At 30.8% G+C, this 20,689-nt stretch carries 19 protein-coding genes, 1 tRNA gene and 1 other RNA gene; 9 read left to right on the top strand and 12 right to left on the bottom strand.

All coding sequences use genetic code 11. The annotated features are described in order from the left end of the window. The 5 genes from ABIK75_05010 to ABIK75_04990 all read left to right on the top strand — a co-directional run. Positions 1-1,290, top strand: a 1,290-nt coding sequence (locus tag ABIK75_05010) for a hypothetical protein (protein MEO0090446.1), incomplete at its 5' end; no start/stop codon positions are given. Positions 1,291-1,457: 167 nt separating this feature from the next. Next, a complete protein-coding gene (locus ABIK75_05005) occupies positions 1,458-2,357 on the top strand; it encodes a glycosyltransferase family 2 protein (GenBank protein ID MEO0090445.1) in 900 nt (299 codons plus the stop codon). Next, positions 2,354-3,307: a lysylphosphatidylglycerol synthase transmembrane domain-containing protein gene (locus ABIK75_05000; protein ID MEO0090444.1), complete on the top strand. Its 954-nt coding sequence runs from the start codon at positions 2,354-2,356 to the stop codon at positions 3,305-3,307. Before ABIK75_05005 ends, ABIK75_05000 begins: the two co-directional genes overlap by 4 nt. After that, the gene (gene hisC, locus ABIK75_04995; protein MEO0090443.1) at positions 3,288-4,388 is read left to right on the top strand and encodes a histidinol-phosphate transaminase; all 1,101 of its coding nucleotides are present in this window, start codon (positions 3,288-3,290) and stop codon (positions 4,386-4,388) included. The genes ABIK75_05000 and hisC overlap by 20 nt, the downstream gene beginning before the upstream one ends. Before the next feature lie 175 nt (positions 4,389-4,563). Next, positions 4,564-5,403 (top strand): deoxyribonuclease IV, encoded by an 840-nt coding sequence (locus ABIK75_04990; GenBank protein MEO0090442.1) that lies wholly within the window; start codon positions 4,564-4,566, stop codon positions 5,401-5,403. Here ABIK75_04990 and ABIK75_04985 read toward each other — a convergent pair whose 3' ends face one another. The 9 genes from ABIK75_04985 to ABIK75_04945 form a co-directional block, all read right to left on the bottom strand. Beyond that, the gene (locus ABIK75_04985; GenBank protein MEO0090441.1) at positions 5,404-6,057 is read right to left on the bottom strand and encodes a YIP1 family protein; all 654 of its coding nucleotides are present in this window, start codon (positions 6,055-6,057) and stop codon (positions 5,404-5,406) included. Positions 6,058-6,078: 21 nt separating this feature from the next. Then, positions 6,079-6,669: a recombination mediator RecR gene (gene recR / locus ABIK75_04980; protein ID MEO0090440.1), complete on the bottom strand. Its 591-nt coding sequence runs from the start codon at positions 6,667-6,669 to the stop codon at positions 6,079-6,081. Further along, positions 6,666-8,051: a DNA polymerase III subunit gamma/tau gene (gene dnaX / locus ABIK75_04975; protein ID MEO0090439.1), complete on the bottom strand. Its 1,386-nt coding sequence runs from the start codon at positions 8,049-8,051 to the stop codon at positions 6,666-6,668. Before dnaX ends, recR begins: the two co-directional genes overlap by 4 nt. A gap of 87 nt (positions 8,052-8,138) precedes the next feature. Continuing rightward, positions 8,139-8,406, bottom strand: an RNA gene (ffs, locus tag ABIK75_04970) — signal recognition particle sRNA large type. A 9-nt stretch (positions 8,407-8,415) separates the two neighbouring features. Continuing rightward, the gene (locus ABIK75_04965) at positions 8,416-9,369 is read right to left on the bottom strand and encodes an ABC transporter substrate-binding protein (protein ID MEO0090438.1); all 954 of its coding nucleotides are present in this window, start codon (positions 9,367-9,369) and stop codon (positions 8,416-8,418) included. Continuing rightward, positions 9,366-10,775, bottom strand: a complete 1,410-nt coding sequence (locus tag ABIK75_04960) for a tetratricopeptide repeat protein (GenBank protein MEO0090437.1) — start codon at positions 10,773-10,775, stop codon at positions 9,366-9,368. The genes ABIK75_04965 and ABIK75_04960 overlap by 4 nt, the downstream gene beginning before the upstream one ends. A gap of 50 nt (positions 10,776-10,825) precedes the next feature. After that, positions 10,826-12,136 (bottom strand): TldD/PmbA family protein, encoded by a 1,311-nt coding sequence (locus ABIK75_04955; GenBank protein MEO0090436.1) that lies wholly within the window; start codon positions 12,134-12,136, stop codon positions 10,826-10,828. Continuing rightward, entirely contained in the window at positions 12,136-13,503 is a 1,368-nt protein-coding gene (locus ABIK75_04950; GenBank protein MEO0090435.1) for a TldD/PmbA family protein, read from the bottom strand. Before ABIK75_04950 ends, ABIK75_04955 begins: the two co-directional genes overlap by 1 nt. Further along, positions 13,481-15,580, bottom strand: a complete 2,100-nt coding sequence (locus ABIK75_04945) for an acetate--CoA ligase family protein (GenBank protein MEO0090434.1) — start codon at positions 15,578-15,580, stop codon at positions 13,481-13,483. The genes ABIK75_04950 and ABIK75_04945 overlap by 23 nt, the downstream gene beginning before the upstream one ends. Positions 15,581-15,755: 175 nt before the next feature. Between ABIK75_04945 and ABIK75_04940 the strand changes: the two genes are divergently transcribed. Genes ABIK75_04940 through ABIK75_04925 form a run of 4 tightly spaced genes read left to right on the top strand, consistent with a single transcriptional unit; the run spans position 15,756 to position 18,521 of the window. Then, entirely contained in the window at positions 15,756-16,028 is a 273-nt protein-coding gene (locus ABIK75_04940; GenBank protein ID MEO0090433.1) for an HU family DNA-binding protein, read from the top strand. A gap of 13 nt (positions 16,029-16,041) precedes the next feature. Beyond that, on the top strand, positions 16,042-17,088 hold the full coding sequence (mtnA, locus tag ABIK75_04935; protein MEO0090432.1) for an S-methyl-5-thioribose-1-phosphate isomerase: 1,047 nt from the start codon (positions 16,042-16,044) through the stop codon (positions 17,086-17,088). Positions 17,089-17,121: 33 nt separating this feature from the next. After that, on the top strand, positions 17,122-17,889 hold the full coding sequence (gene lgt / locus ABIK75_04930) for a prolipoprotein diacylglyceryl transferase (GenBank protein MEO0090431.1): 768 nt from the start codon (positions 17,122-17,124) through the stop codon (positions 17,887-17,889). Beyond that, positions 17,886-18,521 carry a ComF family protein gene (locus tag ABIK75_04925; GenBank protein ID MEO0090430.1) on the top strand — a complete coding sequence of 212 codons (636 nt, stop codon included), beginning with the start codon at positions 17,886-17,888 and terminating at the stop codon, positions 18,519-18,521. The genes lgt and ABIK75_04925 overlap by 4 nt, the downstream gene beginning before the upstream one ends. Positions 18,522-18,691: 170 nt before the next feature. On the opposite strand, the gene ABIK75_04920 is transcribed toward ABIK75_04925, so the two are convergent. The 3 genes from ABIK75_04920 to ABIK75_04910 all read right to left on the bottom strand — a co-directional run. Beyond that, positions 18,692-18,774 (bottom strand) — tRNA-Leu (locus ABIK75_04920). 11 nt (positions 18,775-18,785) lie between these two features. Then, positions 18,786-20,318: a M28 family metallopeptidase gene (locus tag ABIK75_04915; GenBank protein ID MEO0090429.1), complete on the bottom strand. Its 1,533-nt coding sequence runs from the start codon at positions 20,316-20,318 to the stop codon at positions 18,786-18,788. Positions 20,319-20,357: 39 nt separating this feature from the next. Then, positions 20,358-20,689: hypothetical protein (locus ABIK75_04910; protein ID MEO0090428.1), on the bottom strand; the 332-nt coding region annotated here is incomplete at its 5' end.

Raw genomic sequence — 20,689 nt, 5'->3', positions numbered from 1 at the left:
AGCCTTATCGCCCCCATTTTATTTTATTTCTCTTTTACCTACTCCCAAGAAATTCTTTGGGAAAAAAGGATTGATATTGGAAGAAGAGATTATATTAATAATTTTATCGTTTTCCCTGATAGAAATATTGGAATTGTTGGTGTTTTTATAGATAGCATTCCTAATATTTTTCTTTATAAAATTTCTCCAAATGGCGATTCTATCTTTTTAAAAAGTTCTTCTCAAAAATGTTTTGATATATGGCCAACAGGTGCATTAATTGATGATGAAGAAAATATTTACTTAGTAGGATTGGGTGAGACAATAGGTGTAATCCCTTCTGATACAATAAGATTTGGTTTTATTGCTAAATTTTCTGGACAAGGAGAGTTTATTTTTAGAAAAAATTTTTATTATGGAAGATTGGCGGAGTTTCTAGACATAACCTTTTTAAATAATAGTATTTTTGTTTGCGGCCGTGTTGTGCCCAATTATCCTACCGGTTCTGAGTACGGAATTTTATTAAAATATGATAAAGAGGGAAATTTACTCTGGCAAAGATTATTTAATCACCATTGTTTTGAAGGAATAGAAAATATGGACGGATATTTATATATCACAGGTACTCTTACAAGAACTATACCTCCACTTGGATTTCGGATATCTTTTATAAAGGCAGATACATTAGGAGATACATTAATAGTGAGAGGAGATATTGAAGCAAGCGGAGGAGAAATTGCTTTAGACTCTTTTGGAAATATTTTAATTGCCGGCAATGGTCCTTATCCGGATTTAGGAATAAGATTACTCAAATATGACCAAAATGGCAATCTCAATTGGTATAGAATTTATTTTTATGGAAATTGGGACTGGCCTACCTGTATGGAAGTAAATCCCTATGGTGAAATATTTTTAGGCAATTTCTTAGAAGTTCTTAATCCACTTACTCACAAATGGCAATTAATCAAATATAATTCAATGGGAGAGATGATGTGGCAACATATTTATTCCTTGCCCGATTCCCTCGTGGTGATTGAAGCATTAACAATTGTTAACAGAAACGAAATAATTGCTGGGGGAGTATCTTCCACCCGTGATTTAAATTTTAGTAATGGCATAGTAATAAAATACTTAGATAATTCAAATATAAAAGAAGATACTTTTCATTATAAACCAATTACTAATAAATTTTTAACTCAAATTTATGATATTACAGGAAAAAGAGTTTATAAAGATATTAACAAACTTAGAAAAGGAGTTTATATTTTAGAAATAGATAAAAGAAAAAAGAAATTGATTATAATAAAATAACTGAAAGACTTTATTTAACCAAATAAAAATTATTTTTTTACTTTTGAGATAATATAAGTCATTTAAAATAGATTATTTATAAATAATTATTAAAAAATTGGTGATTATTTAAGAAAATTAAATTTTTCTCTTGACAAAATTAATTTTTTAGTTATACTTAATATAACTTGGGATTTAAAGTATCGGTTATTATACCTGCTTATAATGAAAGAGATAATATTCCTTTTTTATTTAAGGAATTAAAAGAAAAATTGCCGGACGATTATGAAATAGTTTTGGTTGATGATGGTAGTGATGACGGAACTTATGAATTGGCTCTTGAAGAGGTAAAAAAATATAGCAATATTAAAATATTAAAACATTTAAAAAATCAGGGAAAAACCGAAGCAATTATTACCGGCTTAAAGGCTTGTGAAGGTGATATTATCTGTATTTATGATGCTGATTTACAATTTCTACCAGAAGATATTATCAATTTAGTAAAAAAAATAGAAGAGGGCTATGATTTGGTTTGTGGTTATAAAGTAGGTAAATATGAAAAGAAGTTCGTATCAAAAACTTATAATTTCTTAGCAAGGTTATTATTTAAATTACCGGTACGGGATATAAATGCTTTGAAGGTAATGAAAAAAGAGGTTTTATTAAATATGAAATTAAGAAAAGATTGGCATCGTTATATTGTTCCTTTAGCCCATTATCTGGGTTATAAAATCGGAGAGATTCCAGTTAAATTAAGAAAAAGAATGTTTGGTACTCCAAAGTATTCTTCTAAAAAAAGGATAATAATTGGCTTTTTTGATTTATTAGCGGTTGCCTTTCAATTAACTTTCTTAAAAAAACCGATGCTTTATTTTGGCACAATTGGGCTTTTCTCTTTATTTCTTGGTTTTATCGTAGGTTTGATATCAATAATTTTAAGGATTTTAGGTCATGGCTACCGACCTCTTTTATATTTGGTTATCTTATTAATTTTAGCGGGTATATTATTTTTTAGTTTAGGTTTAATAGGAGAAGTTCAAACAAGCATTATTGAAAGATTAGAAGAGATCGAAAAAAGGATAAAATGAAAAAGGTTTTTAATTATTTAAGGATTATTATCGCCATAACCTTACTTTATTATCTTTTGAAAAAGATTGACTTTCAAGAAAGTTTAAAGGTATTAAAAACGTTAAATTTCTATTATCTATTCTTAGCAAACTTTGCTTTTTTTATGTTTCTCATAATTTCTAACATCAGATGGAAAATGCTCTGTTCGGCAATTGAAATTAATTCATCTTTTTCTTATCTTTTAAAAGTCTATTTTGCCTCTTTATTTTTTAATAATATCTTACCGACAACAATTGGTGGCGATGTGATTAGAATTGCTTATACAACAAAAGAAAAAGGATTATCACCGGCTTTTTCCGCAGTTTTTGTTGACAGGGCAATTGGCTTTATCGGTCTTTTTTTCTTTGCCCTTATTGCCTCTTTTTTTATCTTTTTGGAAAATAAAAATCTTTATTATCTTTGGCTAAATGCTTTGGGCACTTCGATTTTATTATTAATCCTTTTTATTTTATTTTCCGAAAAGTTTTATTCATTATTTAAAAAAATCTATTCCAAAATAAGGATATTAAAAATTGGCGAAAAAATTGAAAAACTTCATCTATCAATTATTGTTTTTAAAAACCACCAATTAACTATGTTTTATAATTTCTGTTTTTCTTTACTTATCCAGTTTTTTCTTTCCTTAGTTTGGTATTTTGGTTCCAAGTCATTAAATACTAATCCGAAACTCCTTCCTTATTTTCTTTATATTCCTTTGATTGGTATTATTACTATGTTACCAATCACCATTGGTGGCTTAGGAATTAGAGAGAATTCTTTTACTATATTTTTTAGAAACGATTTAGGAGAGAATAATGCTCGGTTAGCAAGTTTAATATTTTTATTAATTAATTTTTTCTTTTCATTAATTGGTGGAATAATATTCTTATTTTTAAAAAGGGAGGATAAAAATGGTTCAACCAAGAGTTGATTTAGAAAGAATTCAACCTTATCGTCCTGGTAAACCGATTGAGGAGGTTTGCCGGGAATTGGGTTTAAAAAAAGTAATTAAACTGGCTTCTAATGAAAATCCTTTAGGAACCTCACCAAAAGCACTAAAAGCAATGAGGCAAGCAATCAAAGAAGGCTTCCTTTATCCAGACGATACCGCTTATTATCTAAGGAAAAAACTGAGCGAAAAATTTCAAATTGACGAAAATTGTATTATTTTGGGTAATGGCTCAGTTGAACTTATCTATCTTGCCTGTCTTGCCTATCTAAACCCACCAAACGATGAACTTATCGTTTCTAAGGGAAGTTTTGTTTTAGCAAAAATTGGCTCACAAGTAGCCGGTGCAAAATGCATTGAGATACCGCTAAAAGATTATCGCCATGATTTAGAAAGGATATTGGCGGCAATAACTTCTAATACTAAAATTATTTATTTAGATAATCCGATAAATCCTTTGGGAACAATTGTATATAAAAAGGAACTCGATGAATTTATGGAAAAGGTGCCGGATAATATCTTAATCATTCTTGATGAAGCCTATTATGAATATATCCTCGAAAAGAAATATCCCGATTCTTTTCGTTATTTAAGAAAAGGGAAAAATGTATTAATATTAAGAACTTTCTCAAAAATTTATGGACTGGCGGGTTTAAGAATTGGTTACGGTTTCTCCAAACCAGAAATAATTCAAGCCTTACACAAAGTTCGTTATCCTTTCCATGTAAACAGAATTGCCCAAATTGCCGCCTCAGCTGCCTTGGATGATCAAGCATTTGTAAAGAAAAGTATCAAAAATAACGAAATGGGAAAGAAATATCTATATAAAGAATTAGAAAAGATAAAAAAAGTATTCTTCTTAGAAACCTATGCCAATTTTATTTTTCTTAACTTTTCTATCGATTCTCAAATTATCTTTGAAAAACTATTAAAATTAGGAGTGATTACCCGAACTTTAAAAGAATATGATTTTCCTAATGCCTTAAGGGTTACTATCGGTACACCAAAAGAGAATGAGTATTTTATTAAATGTCTTAATAAAGTGTTAGAAGAGAGCGGTTAAAGATTAAACTAAAAATCAAAAATTTAAAAATAAGAATAGAAAAAACAAAAATCTTTAAAAGAAAAATTTAATTATACTTTTTATTTCTTACTTAATAAAGGTATAAAATAATTTAAAAATAAAAGTTAAGTTATGTAACTCTTGACTTTTAAATTGATTTTATTAAAATGGAATTATGAGAATTGGGTTTCATATTGCGATCAGTGGTGGATTCAAAAAAGTAGTGGAAAGGGCAAAGAAAAGAGAATGTGAAACAATTCAAATCTTTTCAACAAATCCCAGGGGCTGGCGGGTTTCTAAATTGAATTTAAAAGAAGTTGAGATATTTAAAAAAGAGATTGAAGAAAATAAAATTTATCCTGTTTTTGTCCATATGCCTTATTTACCAAATTTGGCTTCGGGTAAAAAGACAATTTTTAAAAAATCTATCCAGGCATTGATTGCCGAATTAGAAAGGGCAGAAATTTTAGGTTCTAATTATGTGGTTATGCATATTGGCAAAAGAATGGCCACTGACGAAGAGACCGCTTTGAAAAACGTTGCCCTTGGAATAAACGAAGCCTTTTCTAAAGTGAAAAATAATGTGATGCTTCTTTTAGAAAATACTGCCGGAATGGGAAGTGAAGTTGGCTATAACTTTGAAAGTATTAAGAAGATAATTGATTTAGTTGAAGATAAAGAAAGGGTAGGGATTGTTATTGATACCGCCCATATTTTTGAGGCTGGTTATAATATTGCCACAAAAGAAGGTTTAGATAAAACATTAAGGGAATTGGATGAGTTAATCGGTTTAAGAAAATTACATCTTTTACATCTAAATGACTCAAAAACTGATTTGGGAAGCAGAGTTGATAGGCATTGGCATATTGGCAAAGGTAAAATTGGTAAAGAAGGATTTAAAATTATTCTAAACCATCCACTACTTAAACATCTGCCAGCAATATTAGAAACACCAAAAAATGATACCAAATGGGATTTGATGAATTTGAAAATGGTCAGAAGTCTAATGGAATAATTAACCTCTCATTGGTCCACGGAAAACAAAGGTAGAAATAATAACCCACAAAAACCAAATTCCAATCACAAAATAATAAGATTTATTACCTTTTAAATCAAAAACTATTTTCAAACCGAAGGCAATCAAAATTATCTGCCAAATTGTAAAAAAATCAAAACGAGAGAGAAAATTGAATAAAAGTCCTTTTTCGGTAGGTAAAAATAATGCCAAACTGGTTGTCACAAATGGTGATTGACGAAGAACAATTATAATACTTCTAATTAACGAACCAAAGGCAGTTACCAAACCCGCGCCACAAACAATCGCAAAGGTCTTTATAAAATTACCTTCACTACCTAATAAAGGAAGCGAAAAATTAAAGATTAAAGAGATTATTAGAAGGAAAATAACAGTAATGATTAAAGCACTAACTAAACCGATAATAACTCTTGTTGGTCTTCTCATAAATTCTTCCACCTTTTCAATCTGTTCTCTTGGTGCTCCTCTTTCTTCCATTCTTTTAATGATTTCAGAAACATTGGTATAACGAGTTGCTACATAAGATTGAAGCAAAGTAAAAACAAGAATAATAATTAAAGGGATAATAAATTCTGGTTTTTCTTTTAATTTTAAAAAATAATTTCTTGGATTTAAAAAAATATCTAAAAGCATTCTTTTCCTCCTTTAAAAAAATTAACCTAACTCTTTTCTACCTTCTATTGCCTTGGTAATGGTAATTGGATCAGCAAGTTCTAAAGAAGAACCAAAAGGAAGTCCTAAACCAATTCGGGTTATCTTTTTATTAAATTCTTTTAAAAGGTCAGAAAGATAATAAGAAGTGGCTTCACCTTCGGTTGTGGGATTTAAGGCGATAATTATCTCTTTCAATTTATCATTTTTTACTTTCGCTAATAGTTTATTTATTCTCTCTTTCATTATCTCTTCTTTTTCCGACGTCAATAATCCACCAAGGACGAAATATTTGCCATTATAAGCCTTAGTAGTTTCGATAAAAAAGAGATGGGAAGGCTCTTCAACAATACATAATAAACTATTATCTCGATTTTCATTTTGACAAATTTTACAAATTTTTTCTTCGCTATAATTAAAACATTCTTCACAAATTCTCAAATTTTCCCTTGCTGAAATTAAAGAACTGGTAAATTCCTTTATTTCCCTATCCTCCATTTTTAAAAGATAAAAAGCAATTCTCTGAGCACTTCTTTTGCCGATTCCCGGTAGTTTTTCTAAAAATCTTAATATTTTCTTAAACTCCTCATTCATGCTAATTCTTCAAATCCTTCAAAGGTCTTATCCAATATTTCAGAAATCTTTTTTTCTTCTTTAATTTCTCTTTGAATAAATTTTATCATTATTTCTTTATTCAAAATCTTTTGTAAGACTTCTTTTATCTCTTCTTCGTGCTCTTGTAAAAGTGTTAATTTGCCTTTAAAAGGTTGATAATAAATATTGACTATATTATCAATTTCTTTGATAATTGTATCTTCTAATATTCCGGCGATCTTTGGTGAAATACTATAAATTTTACCCAAGGAAATTAATCCCATCTCTTTCTTTAATTTAAAATATTTTAATAAAGATAAACTTAAATTTTCCAAAACAATCTCCGGAAAAGAGGTATATTTCAATAATCTTTCATAGCCAATCAAAATATTTATCATCTCATATATCTCTTGATCAGAAAAAAGATTGCCAATCTGAGTAAACTCTTGATACTCCTCCTCGGTAATTCCTAATGCCTTTTTTGGTAATTCATTTTTTATTAAAAGAATTGTCCGAAAGGCTTGGACGATACTTTTATAAAATTCAAAAGGATCTCTTCCTTCTTGTTCGATTCTAACTAAAAATTTTAAAACTTCTTTTATATCGGCTTTCTTTAATTCTTCAAAATATTCAAAAATTACTCTTTCCGGAACCACCCCTAAAAGTTTCTCCACATCCTCTCCTTTAATTGGCTGAGAAGCAAAGACCGAAACTTGCTCTAATATCACCTCCGCATCCCTAATCGCTCCATCGGCTCTTTTAGCAATCTGATAATAAGCATCTTCTTCTAAGATAATATTTTCTTTTTGAGCAATCGTTTTTAAACGAGCAACAATTTCATTAACTGTTGCTTTTCGAAAATCAAATCTTTGGCAACGAGAGATTATTGTTTTAGGAACTTTTGTTGGATTAGTAGTGGCAAAGATAAATTTCACATAAGGTGGCGGCTCTTCTAAAATTTTTAATAGGGCATTAAAGGCTTCAGTTGTCAACATGTGGACTTCGTCAATAATATAAATTTTAAATCTACCCTTAATTGGATTAAACTTTGCTTTTTCTCTTAATTCTCTTATTTCGTCAATTCCCCGGTTAGAAGCACCATCAATCTCAATTACATCCAAAGAATTAGAATTATCAATTTCTTTACAAATCTTGCATCGATTACAAGGATTTATTGTCATCCCTTCTTCACAATTTAGTGCTTTGGCAAAGATTCTGGCAGTAGTTGTTTTACCGGTGCCTCTGGGGCCAGAAAACAAATAGGCATTATGAATCTTATTACTCAAAATCGCATTTTTTAAAGTTTTAACAACCACCTCTTGAACACAGATCTCATCAAAAGTCTTTGGTCGATACTTTAAAGAAAAAACTTTCCGCTCCATATGTTTTAATTATAAAAAATAAAGTCTTAAAGTCAAACTTTTAATAAAAAGAAGAGAATCAAGTTTACAAATATGATTTAATGGGGGTTGTGCGACAAGTTCGAGAAAAAATAATGGGGCTTTAATAAAAAGAAAGGCTCCAACCAGGCACCCTGACAACCGACATATTTCCTACTTACCGTTGCTGCCTTCCGGCCCTGGCGGGGTTCGTAGGTTATGCCTTTGTCAGACCCGGCCTTCATCGCCTCCTTTTTATTAAAGACACCCATTACTTTTCCCCTCAACTTGTCCTGTCAGCCCCGCATAAGGCGGGTTTCGGGTTACAGGGGACCGCCAACCCCCCGCTTTAGCACAACCCCCTTTTCTATAATTGTAGTTGATAAGGCTTGGCAAAGAGAATAGTGGTATCGGGTTCTTCGTTATAAAGTTTTCTAAATAAAGAAATAATTGCTCCTTTATTCATCGCGCTAGTTTTTTGAATATCCGGTAAGCGCACATTTTCAGAAGCAAATTGAAAATATTTCTGATATACTTGACGAGCATATTTAGCATCTTTATTAATTATCGCAATCGCCCCATCGGTAATTTTCTTTATTTTAGCACATATTCTTCTCTTCTTATTAAAAAATTCTTTAGAAAATCCAATCGCATAACCCGGATAAGCGGGCATATAAATTTTGGGTAATGGACCTTCAAACAAAGAAGAATAACCTTGTTCTATTAATAACGAACGATAAGGTTCAATAAATAATCCCGCATCAATCTCACCTTTTAAAAACTTATCATATATCTCACCAAAACTACCCTCAACAAAATTGACTTTTTTAACATCTACTCCCATTCGATTTAAAATTTCTTTGACGATTTCTAAATAACCAAAAGGAACACCAAATTTTTTATTATTTAAAACAGTAAAAACTATTTTATCTTTTAATTTTAATTTTATTTGATTTATAATTATCGCATCAACTGTAATCCCTGATTGAAATTCATAAGAAGTAAAGACCATTAAAGTTTCGTTTTTATTTTTCATATAATCAAAAACGGTCAACCATGGGAAAATTCCGATATCACATTCTTTTTTGAGGAGTTTTTCCAATCCTTCGTTAGGATTACTATAGAAAACAAAAACCGGCTCAATTCTTTCGGCTTTAAAAAATTCGGTATCTTGGGCAACAAAATAAATAACCGAGGCGATACTGGAATCACAAGCAATTCTCACCTGTTGAATTTTGCTCTCTTCGTATTGAGGGTAAATTAAAACATATAAAAGACCAGCCAATAAAATAACAATTAAAATATTTAATATCATTTTCATTTTAACTCCTTCTCTAATTTCATTTTCTTTTCTAAATATTTTCTTGCTGTCTCTCTGTCTCCTTTATCCCGATAGACAACTGCCAAGTTTTGATAAGCATCCAAATTCTTTGGATTTATTAAAATAATTTTCTCAAAATATTTAATAGCCGAATCATAATAAGTGGGCTTGTTTTCTAATTTAGCCAATTGGGCATAGGCACCGCCAAGAATCATATAAACGTTTTCTAATCTTTCTGGTGCCAAAATAGAAAGGGAATTATCTTTTGTTAAATAATATAGATAAGGTGAAAATTGGGAAGGAAGTTCTAAATAATTTAAGGAAGTATCAGTAATCAGATCCTTAATTTTTAACTTCTCTTCTTCGGTTGGCCAACGGAGAATCAAAGAAATTAAATTCTCAAAAGTTATCCGACAACTATCGTACAAAGAAAGAGTATAATAATTAGCGCCTAAATAAAAAAGGGCATCATAATTTTTTTCGTCTACTTCCCATAATTTTTTGAAAGTATTCACCGCTTCTTTTTCCTTCTTCTTTTGCATTTGGATTAAGCCAACCCTTAAAAGATTTTGAGTATATTCTTGATTTAGACTGCTGATTTCTAAAACTAACTGGGCAACCTTTTCAATTCCACTTCTAAATTTCAGACTATCTTTTAGATAACTCTCAAATTCTTTTATTTTCTTCTCACTTTGATAATTAAGTAATTTCTTTATTACCTTTTCTTTCTCCTCTTTTAATTTTAAAAGTTCGGCTAATTTATCTTTCTCTTCGCTAATCTTTCTCTCATAATTTCTGATAGAATTTTCAAAAGAATTTAATGCATTATCGTAGTCTTCTTTCGCTAAATAATAACTGCCTAATAAAGAATAACCCTGTGGCGAATTAGCATCTTTACTTATCATATTTTGAGCAAGAACATAAAGGGAATCGAACATTTTCAGATTGGCATAAATTTGGGAAAGCAAAGTATAATTAAAAGGTCTTTCCGGATCAAGGATTAAAGCACCTTTCGCATAAATTAAAGCTGAATCTGATTTATTATTTGCTAAATAATTCTGGGATGCCTCAATCAAAGAGGACCAACAGGTTAATTTATAATTCTCATCTTTTTGAATCTTTTTTAAATAATTATTATCATTAACCGGTACCAAAAGATATCGGGCAGCATTAAGATAATCGCCCAAAGAGATTAAAGTTATTGCCAAATAAAAATTTCCGTCCGGATCCTCGGGTCTTTGAGAAACGGCTTCTTCAAACATCTCTTTTGCCTTCTCATATTGTCGATTTTGTAAATAAATCTTACCGCTCCGTATTAAAACATCATAGGGTTTTGTTTGACCACTAATAATTGAAGGTTTAAAACAAAAATTAAATAAAAAGATTAATAAAATTATTTTTCTCATAGAAAAATTATAATAAAAAACCGATAAATGTCAAAATCTTTTGGGTTAATCTATTCTTTACTTACTATTTTACATTTATCTAATACAATGGGTGGAAGAAAATAATTACCCAAATCTTTGATTTCGCTGCCAATTAAAATAATTTTATTTAGATATTCATATAAATTTCCCGCAAACATACAATCTTTTATCCGACCGATAATCTCACCATTTTCAATTTTAAATCCCAAGTTAATCACCCAATTAAATTCACCCGCTAAAACATTTGATTGACCAGCACCAAGCATATAATAAACGATTATCCCTTCTTTTATCTCTTTTATTATTTTTGTTAATGGATAGTCTTGAGATGGCTCAACATAAATATTGGTAGCTTGAATTCTGGGCATACTTTCATAACTTCGTTCACTATTACCAGTTGATTTCCGATTTAATTTCTGAGCAGTTATTAAATCAAAAAGGAAGTTAGAAAAAATGCCATTTTCAATCACTTTTGTGCTTCTTCTTTTTATTCCATCGCCATCAAAAGGAGCTGTGTTATATCCAAAAGGATAAATTCCATTGTCAACAATATTTAAAAAAGCGGGTGCAATCTGTTTTCCTTCTTTATCAACTAAAGGAGTAGCATTCTTTTCTAATTGTTTACCATTAGCACCAACAAATAAAATAGAGAAAAAATGGGCAGCCGGTATCGGCATTAAAATTACCTTATACTCACCAGTATTTATTTTTACCTTTCTTTTAGCAATCTTTATTAATTGGCAAAAATCTTCACTAACCTTTTTTAAATCTAATTCAGGATTCTCCGAAAGATTATAGAAATCAGAAAGCCAAGTTATTCCGTCTTCTAAAACTAATAGTCCATCAAAACCAAACCCCAAAATTATCTTCTCATAAGAAGCATCAAAACCTTCACTATTTGCCAATCGGACATATTGGTATTCTTTCTCAATAGAAAGGTCAATTTTTACTTCTGGCTCTTTTTCTTTGATTAAAGAGATTAACTCTACAGCCATTGAATAGAGTTTCTCACTTTTTATTAAACTTGTCTTATTAGAAATTGTCTTCACTTCTGGTAAATCTTTTTCCCAAGGTAATTTTATATTAACTTTTTCACCGTAAAAAGAAAGGGTTAAAGCAGTATCAACTAATTCCTTTAATTTAGAAAAATCGGAAGTAGAAGAAAAACCAATTCGACCATCTTTAATCACCCTTAAACCCACCCCTCTTCTCTCTTTCTTTTCGCAAGAATAGGGCTCATCTCCCCGAAATTGAAAACTTTCTTGGTGTCCTTCTTCATAAAATATATCGTAAATAATATTTTTATCTTTCAAAAGTTCTTTTAAATCTTCTATCACCATTATCTGCCTCCAATTATTACATTTTTTATTAATATGTGCGGTCCGCCGTCACCAATCGGCAAAGGATATTGACTTCCTTTACCGCAACTGCCACCATAAATTTTTAAATCATTGCCAATCCCTTTGATGTTTTTTAATGTCTCAAAGACATTGCCACAGATAGTCACATCCCTGATCATTTTTCCTAACTTACCCTTTTTTACTTCGTAAGCATATTGAGAAGCAAAAGAGAAATTTTCTAATTCCGTTTGACCGCCACGAGCACCACAGACATATAAACCGTTATCTAAAAGAGAAAGAAGTTCTTCAAAACTTTTATCCCTTGGTTCAATATAAGTATTGGACATTCGGACAATTGGTGGATGGCGATAAGAGATACTTCGGGCATTACCGGTCAATTCTTCTCCCATTTTTGCTGCTGTTTCTTTGGAATGTAAATGACCAGCAATTTTCCCTTCTTTTATGAGGTAAGTTTTCTTTGCTTCCGTTCCTTCATCATCGTAAAGATAACTTCCCCTTTCATTCGGTAATTGGGGATCATCAACAATGGTTAATTCTTCAATACCATATTGATTACCAATTGCCATCAATTTTTTTAACTTTTCATTGGTATAAATATGATCGGCTTCCGATAAATGGCCAAAGGCTTCGTGGGCAAAAACACCGGCTAATCTCTGGTCAATAATCACATCGTAAATACCGCCCACTACCGGTTCGGCAGAAAGTAAATCAACCGCAATTTTAACTATTTTCTCAATTTCCTCTTCCTTATTTTCTAAATCTTTTAATAATTCTTTTATAGAAACACCATCTTCTAAAACTCGGGAACGACCAATTCCCAATCCGTAATCACAAATATTATTCCCATCGCGGCTTATTGCTACTAGATAGATAGAATAGTAAAAGATTGTGTAATCTATCTCTCGACCATCCTTAGAATAAAAAATCTTTCTTACCAACCGGTCATTATAAATCGCATTTGTAGTAACAATTTTTGGGTGTGAAAGCAAAATATTATTGTATTTTCTTAACAAATCAAATTTGTAATTTAATAACTCTTCTTGGTCGATTAATTTGTAACTCCGCTTATCTTCCTTGGGAAGTAGTAAGGTTAAATTTCCCTCTTTAGGTCTTAATAATTCAGCATCTTTTAAAAGAATCTCAACATTTTCTCTATTGATCTGCTTTTCCACATCGTTAAAAGAAGCCGAGAGCCAGTTACCTCTTTTAAAAATCCGTAAGAAACCACCCCGTTCAAAATTTCTCTGAATAACTTCCAATTCCTTTCCTCGGAATTGAAGAGAGGTTGTTTCACTCTCTTCAATTCTTAAATCAAAGTAATCTTTAACATAAGATAAATCGGGCATCACAGGCATAACCTCCTTTATTTTTTTCATAAACAATAAAAGGATTGATATCAATTTCTAAAAAATTATTAAATTCGCAAACTAATTGGGAAAGCCGCATCAAAACTTCGGCAATTGTATCTATAGAATAAACCTTCCCTTTACGAGCACCTTTTAATATTTGATAACCTTTGGTCTCTTCAATCATATGGTAGGCAGAAAGTTCTCTCATTGGACATACCCGAAAAGAAACATCTTTAAAAACTTCAACATAAATTCCACCCATACCAAACATCACGACATTACCAAATATCCTATCCTTTTTAGCACCAATAATTGTCTCTACTCCCTCCTCCGCCATTTTTTGACACAAAATCCCTTCAATATTAAAATTTTTCTTTTTCATATTATTTATTAATAATTCATATTTTTCCTTCAATTCCTCTTCATCTTCAATGTCAATAAAAACTCCTCCCGCCTCAGTTTTGTGAAGAACATCAAAAGATACAACTTTTAACACAACCGGATAACCCAAAGTCTTTACCTTTTCGATACATTCCTCTAAGGAATTAACAACAAAATAAGGCATTACCGGAATATTATAGGCTTTTAAAATCTCATACCCATCCGGTTCTAAAATAAATTTTTTATCTTTATACTTTGCTAAAATCTCTGCCACCTTTTCTGTACGCACATCTTCAAACTTTTTTATCTCTGTTAATTTTCTTTCGGTCCACTCCTTAAATTTCACCATTAATGCCAAAGCTGCACAACCTTCTTCTGGAAAAGAATAATAAGGAACTTTCGCTTCCCATAAGATTTCAATAACTTCTTTTGGGTTTTCTAATGTTAAAAGAGAAGCAAAAATTGGTTTATTATAATGTAAAGCAATCTCGCTAATTCTTTTCGCAATCCTTTTAGTTTCCGCCATAATACTTGGTGTCCAATTAGCAACTACGGCATCGATATTTTCATCTTCTAAAATTGCTTTCAAAGATTGGATATATCTTTCTTCGTCAGCATCACCAACAACATCTAAAGGATTAGCAATATTTACTTGAGGTGGTAAAATCTTTTTTAATTTTTCCTCAGTATCCTTTGTAAATCTTGTCACTTCTAAACCTTTAAGAGCAGCCGCATCTGCTGCCATTACTCCAATTCCGCCAGCATTAGTAATAATTCCCACCCTTCTTCCTTTAGGCAAAGGTTGATAAGCAAAAGCCTTGGCATAATTAAATAAATCTTCAATTTTATCAACTCTTAAAATCCCACATTGGTCTAAGAAGGCATTATAAATCTCATCACTTCCGGCTAAAGCACCAGTATGAGAAGAAGCCGCCCTTTGACCTGCTTCCGTCCTTCCTGCCTTTATTGCCAAAATTGGTTTTTTATAATTAGTTGTTATATCTCTGGTGATTTCTAAGAACTCTCTTGGTGAAGTTAAATCCTCTAAGTATAATAAAATCACCTTTGTTTCCTCATCTTCTTTTAAATATAAAAGCAAATCGTTTTCATTCACATCTGCCTTATTACCAAAAGAGACAAAAAGAGAAAAACCAACTTCGTAAGCCGATGCCAATTCTAAAGCAGTGGCACCAACCGCACCGCTTTGGGTTAGAAAACTGATATTTCCAAAATTAGGCATTACCCGACCAAAAGTTGTATTCAATCTTACTTTTGGCGAAGCATTAATAATCCCAAAACAATTGGGACCTAACAAAGGAATATTATATTTCTGGGCAATCTTCTTTATCTCTTCCTCTAAAAGAGCTCCCTTCTCACCAATTTCCCGAAAACCAGCAGAAATAACTATAACACTTTTTACTCCTTTCTTACCACAATCTTCCAAAATATCTTTCACAATTGCTGCCGGAACAATAATTATCCCTAAATCAATTTCATCAGGGACATCTAAAACCGAAGGGTAGGCCTTCACTCCCAAAACACTTTTCGCATTAGGATTAACTGGATAAACAACTCCAGTATAGCCAGAAAGTAATATATTAGAAAAAACTATATTACCAATGCTTCCCTTTTTAGTGGAAGCACCAATTACCGCAATAGTTTGGGGAGATAATAAAGGAGTTAAATTTTTCATAAGAGAATTTTAATAAAATATTCTTTAAAGTCAACCAATCTTGCTAATCAAATTTAATGTCAATATTAAAACAAATAATAAATTTCCCTTGAAAAATCTATATTTTTTCTTATTGACAGAAAGGTAGATTTACTTAAAATATTAGCAATGGTTATTTATTTAAAAAGGAGGAATTATGAAAAAAGCGGAATTGATTGAAAAAATTGCTAAGGATGTGGGTTTAACCAAAAAACAAGCCAGTGCTTGCTTAGAATCTTTTATTGATGCGGTGCGAACAGTGGTGAAGAAAAATGACAAAATGGCAATTCCTGGCTTAGGAATATTTGGTGTTCGGAAAACAAAGGCAAGAAAAGGAAGAAATCCGAAAACCGGTGAGATTATTGATATTCCAGCAAAGAAAAAAGTATATTTCCGTGCTGCCAAACAATTAAAAGAACTTTTGAAGTAATAAGGAAAGCCGGATGGGGGAAAAAAGGCAGGTTATTAAATTCCCCTATCCGGCTTTTTATTTTAAAAATAATTCCCTTTTCCTTTTAGACCAAACAAAATTACCGAACGAAATCAATTATATAGAAATAAAAGAAATATCTGATTTAATAAGGGCAATAAAGGAATTAAAAGTTCGGGGAGCACCTTTAATTGGAGTAGTTGCTGGTTACGGAGTTTATTTCTTATCACAGAAAATTAAAAATAATTTAAAAGAAAACCTTCTTTTGGCAATTTCCCAATTAAAAAATACCCGACCAACTGCCAAAAATCTTTTTTATGTGTTAGAAGATTTAGAAAAGATTATAAAAAAAGAGAAGGAGGCAGGGATAATAAAGGAAAAAATTAAAAAACGCGTTTTATATTTCCATCAAAAAGAAATAAATAATTGTTTAAAGATTGCTCAATATGGTGATAAATTAATTCCCAAGAAAGCGAAAATTTTAACAATTTGTAATACCGGCCATTTAGCAACCGGTGGTATTGGTACCGCTTTAGGCATAATTTTTTATGCGGCAAAAAAAGGGAAAGAAATTACCTGTTATATCTGTGAGACAAGACCTTTATGGCAAGGTGCGAGATTAACTACCTTTGAAATTTTAAATTCTCCTTTTAAAAATATTAAACCAATATTAATTACTGATAATATGGTAGGAGTGATAATGAAAGATATTGATTTAGTTTTAGTTGGTGCCGATCGGGTTGCTTTAAATGGTGATACGGCAAATAAGATTGGTACAAAGACATTAGCAATCTGTGCAAGATATTATAAAAAACCTTTTTATGTTGCCTGCCCCACTTCAACAATTGATAAAAATATAAAAACCGGTAAAGAGATAATAATTGAAGAGAGAAGCAAAGAAGAGATAATAAAAATTCAGGATTATTATCTGGCGCCAAAAGAGATTGAATGTTATAATCCAGCCTTTGATGTAACTGAAAATAAATTAATAAGCGCAATTATTACCGAAAAGGGAATAGTTTATCCTCCTTTTTATAAAAACCTGCCTAAAATTCTTTGATTAAATCTTTGACATTAATTAAAAGTTTATTATATTTATCCAATGTATCCGGTACTTTTAAAAATTGGTAATTTTTCTTTATATTCCTATGGCTTAATGCTTTTTATCTCTTTTATTTTAGGAATAAAATTAACCCAAAAAAGAGCAAAAAAATTTGGTGTGAAAGAGGATATAATTGTTAATCTGGCGGTTTATATCCTTATTGGTGTAGTAATTGGTGCAAGGATATTATACGTATTAAATCATTGGGATGAATTTAAAAACGATTTGATTGGAATTATCGCTTTCTGGCGTGGTGGTCTTGGTGGTTTAATGTTTTTTGGTGGTTTTATTGGCGGATTCCTTTCTGGCTTAATTTATGCTAAGAAAAATAGGTTGCCAATTTTAAAAATGCTTGATAGTATCTCACCAGCGATTGCTTTAGGAGAAGGTCTTACAAGAATTGGCTGTTTTTTAAATGGCTGTTGTTTTGGTAAACCTTGTGAATATGGAGTTATCTTTCCACCCGATTCACCTGCTGGCTCAACCTTTTTTAATATCAAAATCCATCCTACTCAATTATATTCCAGTTTTTTTGGGTTTATCCTCTTTTTTATTATTCTCCGCTTAGAAAAAACAAGAATAATAAAAAAAGAGGGATTACTTTTTTCTATCTTTCTATTTTTCTACGGTCTTTTTCGGTTTCTCATTGATTTTTTAAGATATTACGAAGATAAATTAAACTTTCTAACAAATCAAATAATCTCTCTTTCCTTAATGGTAATTGCCCTTATTCTCTTTCTTTCCCGTCTTAAAAAATGATTTTAAAAATCTTAAAATCTTTCTATGATTTTTTCTTTCCACCTCTCTGTTTTGGTTGTTTAAAAATTACTAATGGTGAAAAAATCTGCCCTTCTTGCCATCAAAAAATCTTTTCTCAACCAATAATAGTAAATAGAAAAATTAGAATTTATGCCTTAGGTTATTTTACTATCCCTTTTAATAACCTTATCCACGAATTCAAATATCATCACCGAATATTTTTAAAAGAAACCCTTGGAAAAGCATTAAGTAATATAATAGTTAATGATTATTACTTAAAAAGTTGTGATTGCTTAGTTCCGGTTCCTTTACATAAAGCAAAATTAAGAGAAAGGGGGTATAACCAAAGTGAAATTTTGGCAAAAGAGATAGGTAAAATAACAAATAAAGAAGTTTTAAACTGCCTTATTAGAAAGAAAAATACAAAAAGCCAAACAAAACTGAAAGAAGAAAAAAGAATAGAAAATGTTAAAAATGCCTTTGCTTTTAATAATAACTATAATATTGAAAATAAAAGAATAATTTTAATTGACGATGTAATGACAACCGGTGCTACTTTAAATAGTTGTGCTAAGGTATTATTAGAAAATAAAGCAAAAGAGGTGTTTGGTTTAGTGATTGCTATCGGTTAATAATTATAAAATCCGTTGGGGGAATAGTATAGGAGATAGTATAGAATTATTTTTCTTATAACAATCTTTTTGGCAATTTATTTTCTTTATAAAAGGATAAATATTAAAAATAGAAAAGAAGATAATAAAAGGGCTTTAATTTATCTATATTTATAAAATATAAGAATTAATGCCGAGGAGGGGATTTGAACCCCTACGGCTTTTCGCCAGTAGGTCCTGAACCTACCGCGTCTGCCAGTTCCGCCACCTCGGCATATCTCCATATTATTTTAACAATATAATCTTCCTAAAATCAATATCTTCCTTTAAATAATATATCCCTTTCTTGATATTCTCTCTCTTTATCTTTTGACCAAAGATATTATAAATTTCGCCTTTTATACCTTTATTTAATTTTTTACTACTTATAATTTTATTTTCACTGAGATAACTAATCTCGGTATCAGGAATTGCTAAGGTAGCCAAAGTGGCAACAACCAATTTCACAACCTTACAATAATAAATGGTATCAAACCAAGAACTATTAATTCTATCTCTCGTTGTGTGATAATCCGGACAGAAATCGTCTTCAAAGAAATGGACAGAATTGTATCCTTGCTGATAATAAGGATAGTGGTCAGAATTTGCTTGCATATAAGTGCTTCTTCTAACATTTAAGCCAATATTATATCTTTGATTGACAACAAAGGCAGTCTCGCCAATTGCCCTTGATGTTATCCTTTGACCAGTATAAATCTTTACCGAATCTAAATTAGAAATTTCGCAGGCAATCATATCACAATTTAGAACACCTAATATGGAATCACCTTGGAGCCTTACTCTTTGGGAATGTGCCTGACTTCCGTAAAGACCAAGTTCTTCGGCATTCCAAGCCATAAATTTTATTGTGTATTTAAAGGGAATATCTTTTAAATATTTAGCAGCAATCAAAGCAGCAAGAACACCACTGGCATTATCATCGGCACCAGGAGCATAAGTTTGTGGTGATTCAGAGGTATTATCAATATGACCACCAACAATAAAATAGATATCGGGATAAATTCTTCCTTTCTTTACACCAATAACATTGCTATCATTTCCTTGTGAATGGCTAAAAGGGTCAAAAATTACTGAATCTAAATTGAAAGATAAGAGGTTTTCATAAAACCAATAAATTGCTCTTGAATTCTTTTGGGTTGTTGCGTAGCGGGTAGAGATTGAATCCGAATCGCCTAAAACAAAACACTTCTTTTCACCACTCAACTGCCTAATTAATTCAGCAAGTTCGCTCGGTGTTATCCTGTCAATTACCTCTTGAATTATTGGATTAGGCTGGGATATATTTAAAATCTCCGGCTTCTTACTTTCCCATATTATCTCGTCTGATTTTGGTAAAATAATTGGTCTTAAAGATAAATAGCATAATTCAAACTCCCGTAGGGAACTTATTTTCGCTAAATCAATCTTAACTAAAAAAGTTTGACCCTCATTATAAAGAACTTCACAATAATTCTCTAAATCCTTTTTTATCAAAGATAAATCTTCATTTTCTTTTGGGTAGTATAAAAGATAAAAGGCTTCGTTATCTTTCAATTCTATTGGATAAAGAATTTGGTAATGAAAATTAGTGAGTTTATTTAAATCCTGCTCGCTAATTCTACCGATAACCGAATAATCAAGCAAGGCAACAGGAATAAATTCTTTTAGGTTATTTAGATTATCATAATGAGAAGCCTCTTCAATTTTCACTACGACTAAATATTCCTTAGAAAAAAGAAAACTTAATAATAAAATTAAAGAAATAATTATTCTTTTCATCTTCTTCTCCTTTTATTAAATAAAAATTATAACTTAAAATTAATTTTTTATCAAATCTAAAATCTTTTTCCCTTTGATAAAATAGATTTTAGTTTTATTTCCAATTCTTCTGCCAGTAATATCAAAATTCTTTGTTATCTCTCTTTTTTCACTTTCTTTAATACTGCTACTCAAAATTCTCAAAGGACAGTTTAAAATACTATCCAAATATAAATGGTTATGGTAAGAACTTCCTGTTCGGTAATCAACCAAATAATTACCAGTAATTGCCGTGTTCATAACATAAAGATAAACTCTTGCTTCATAGGTTCCGCTACCAATTCCACTATAATCTCTTGTTTCATAGCCATACCAAGTCATATTTGGGTCGG

This window comes from candidate division WOR-3 bacterium, assembly GCA_039801725.1.
Taxonomy (GTDB): Bacteria; Hydrothermota; Tepidihabitantia; order Tepidihabitantales; family DTDR01; genus DTDR01.
This window is presented reverse-complemented; position numbering and strand designations above follow the sequence as displayed.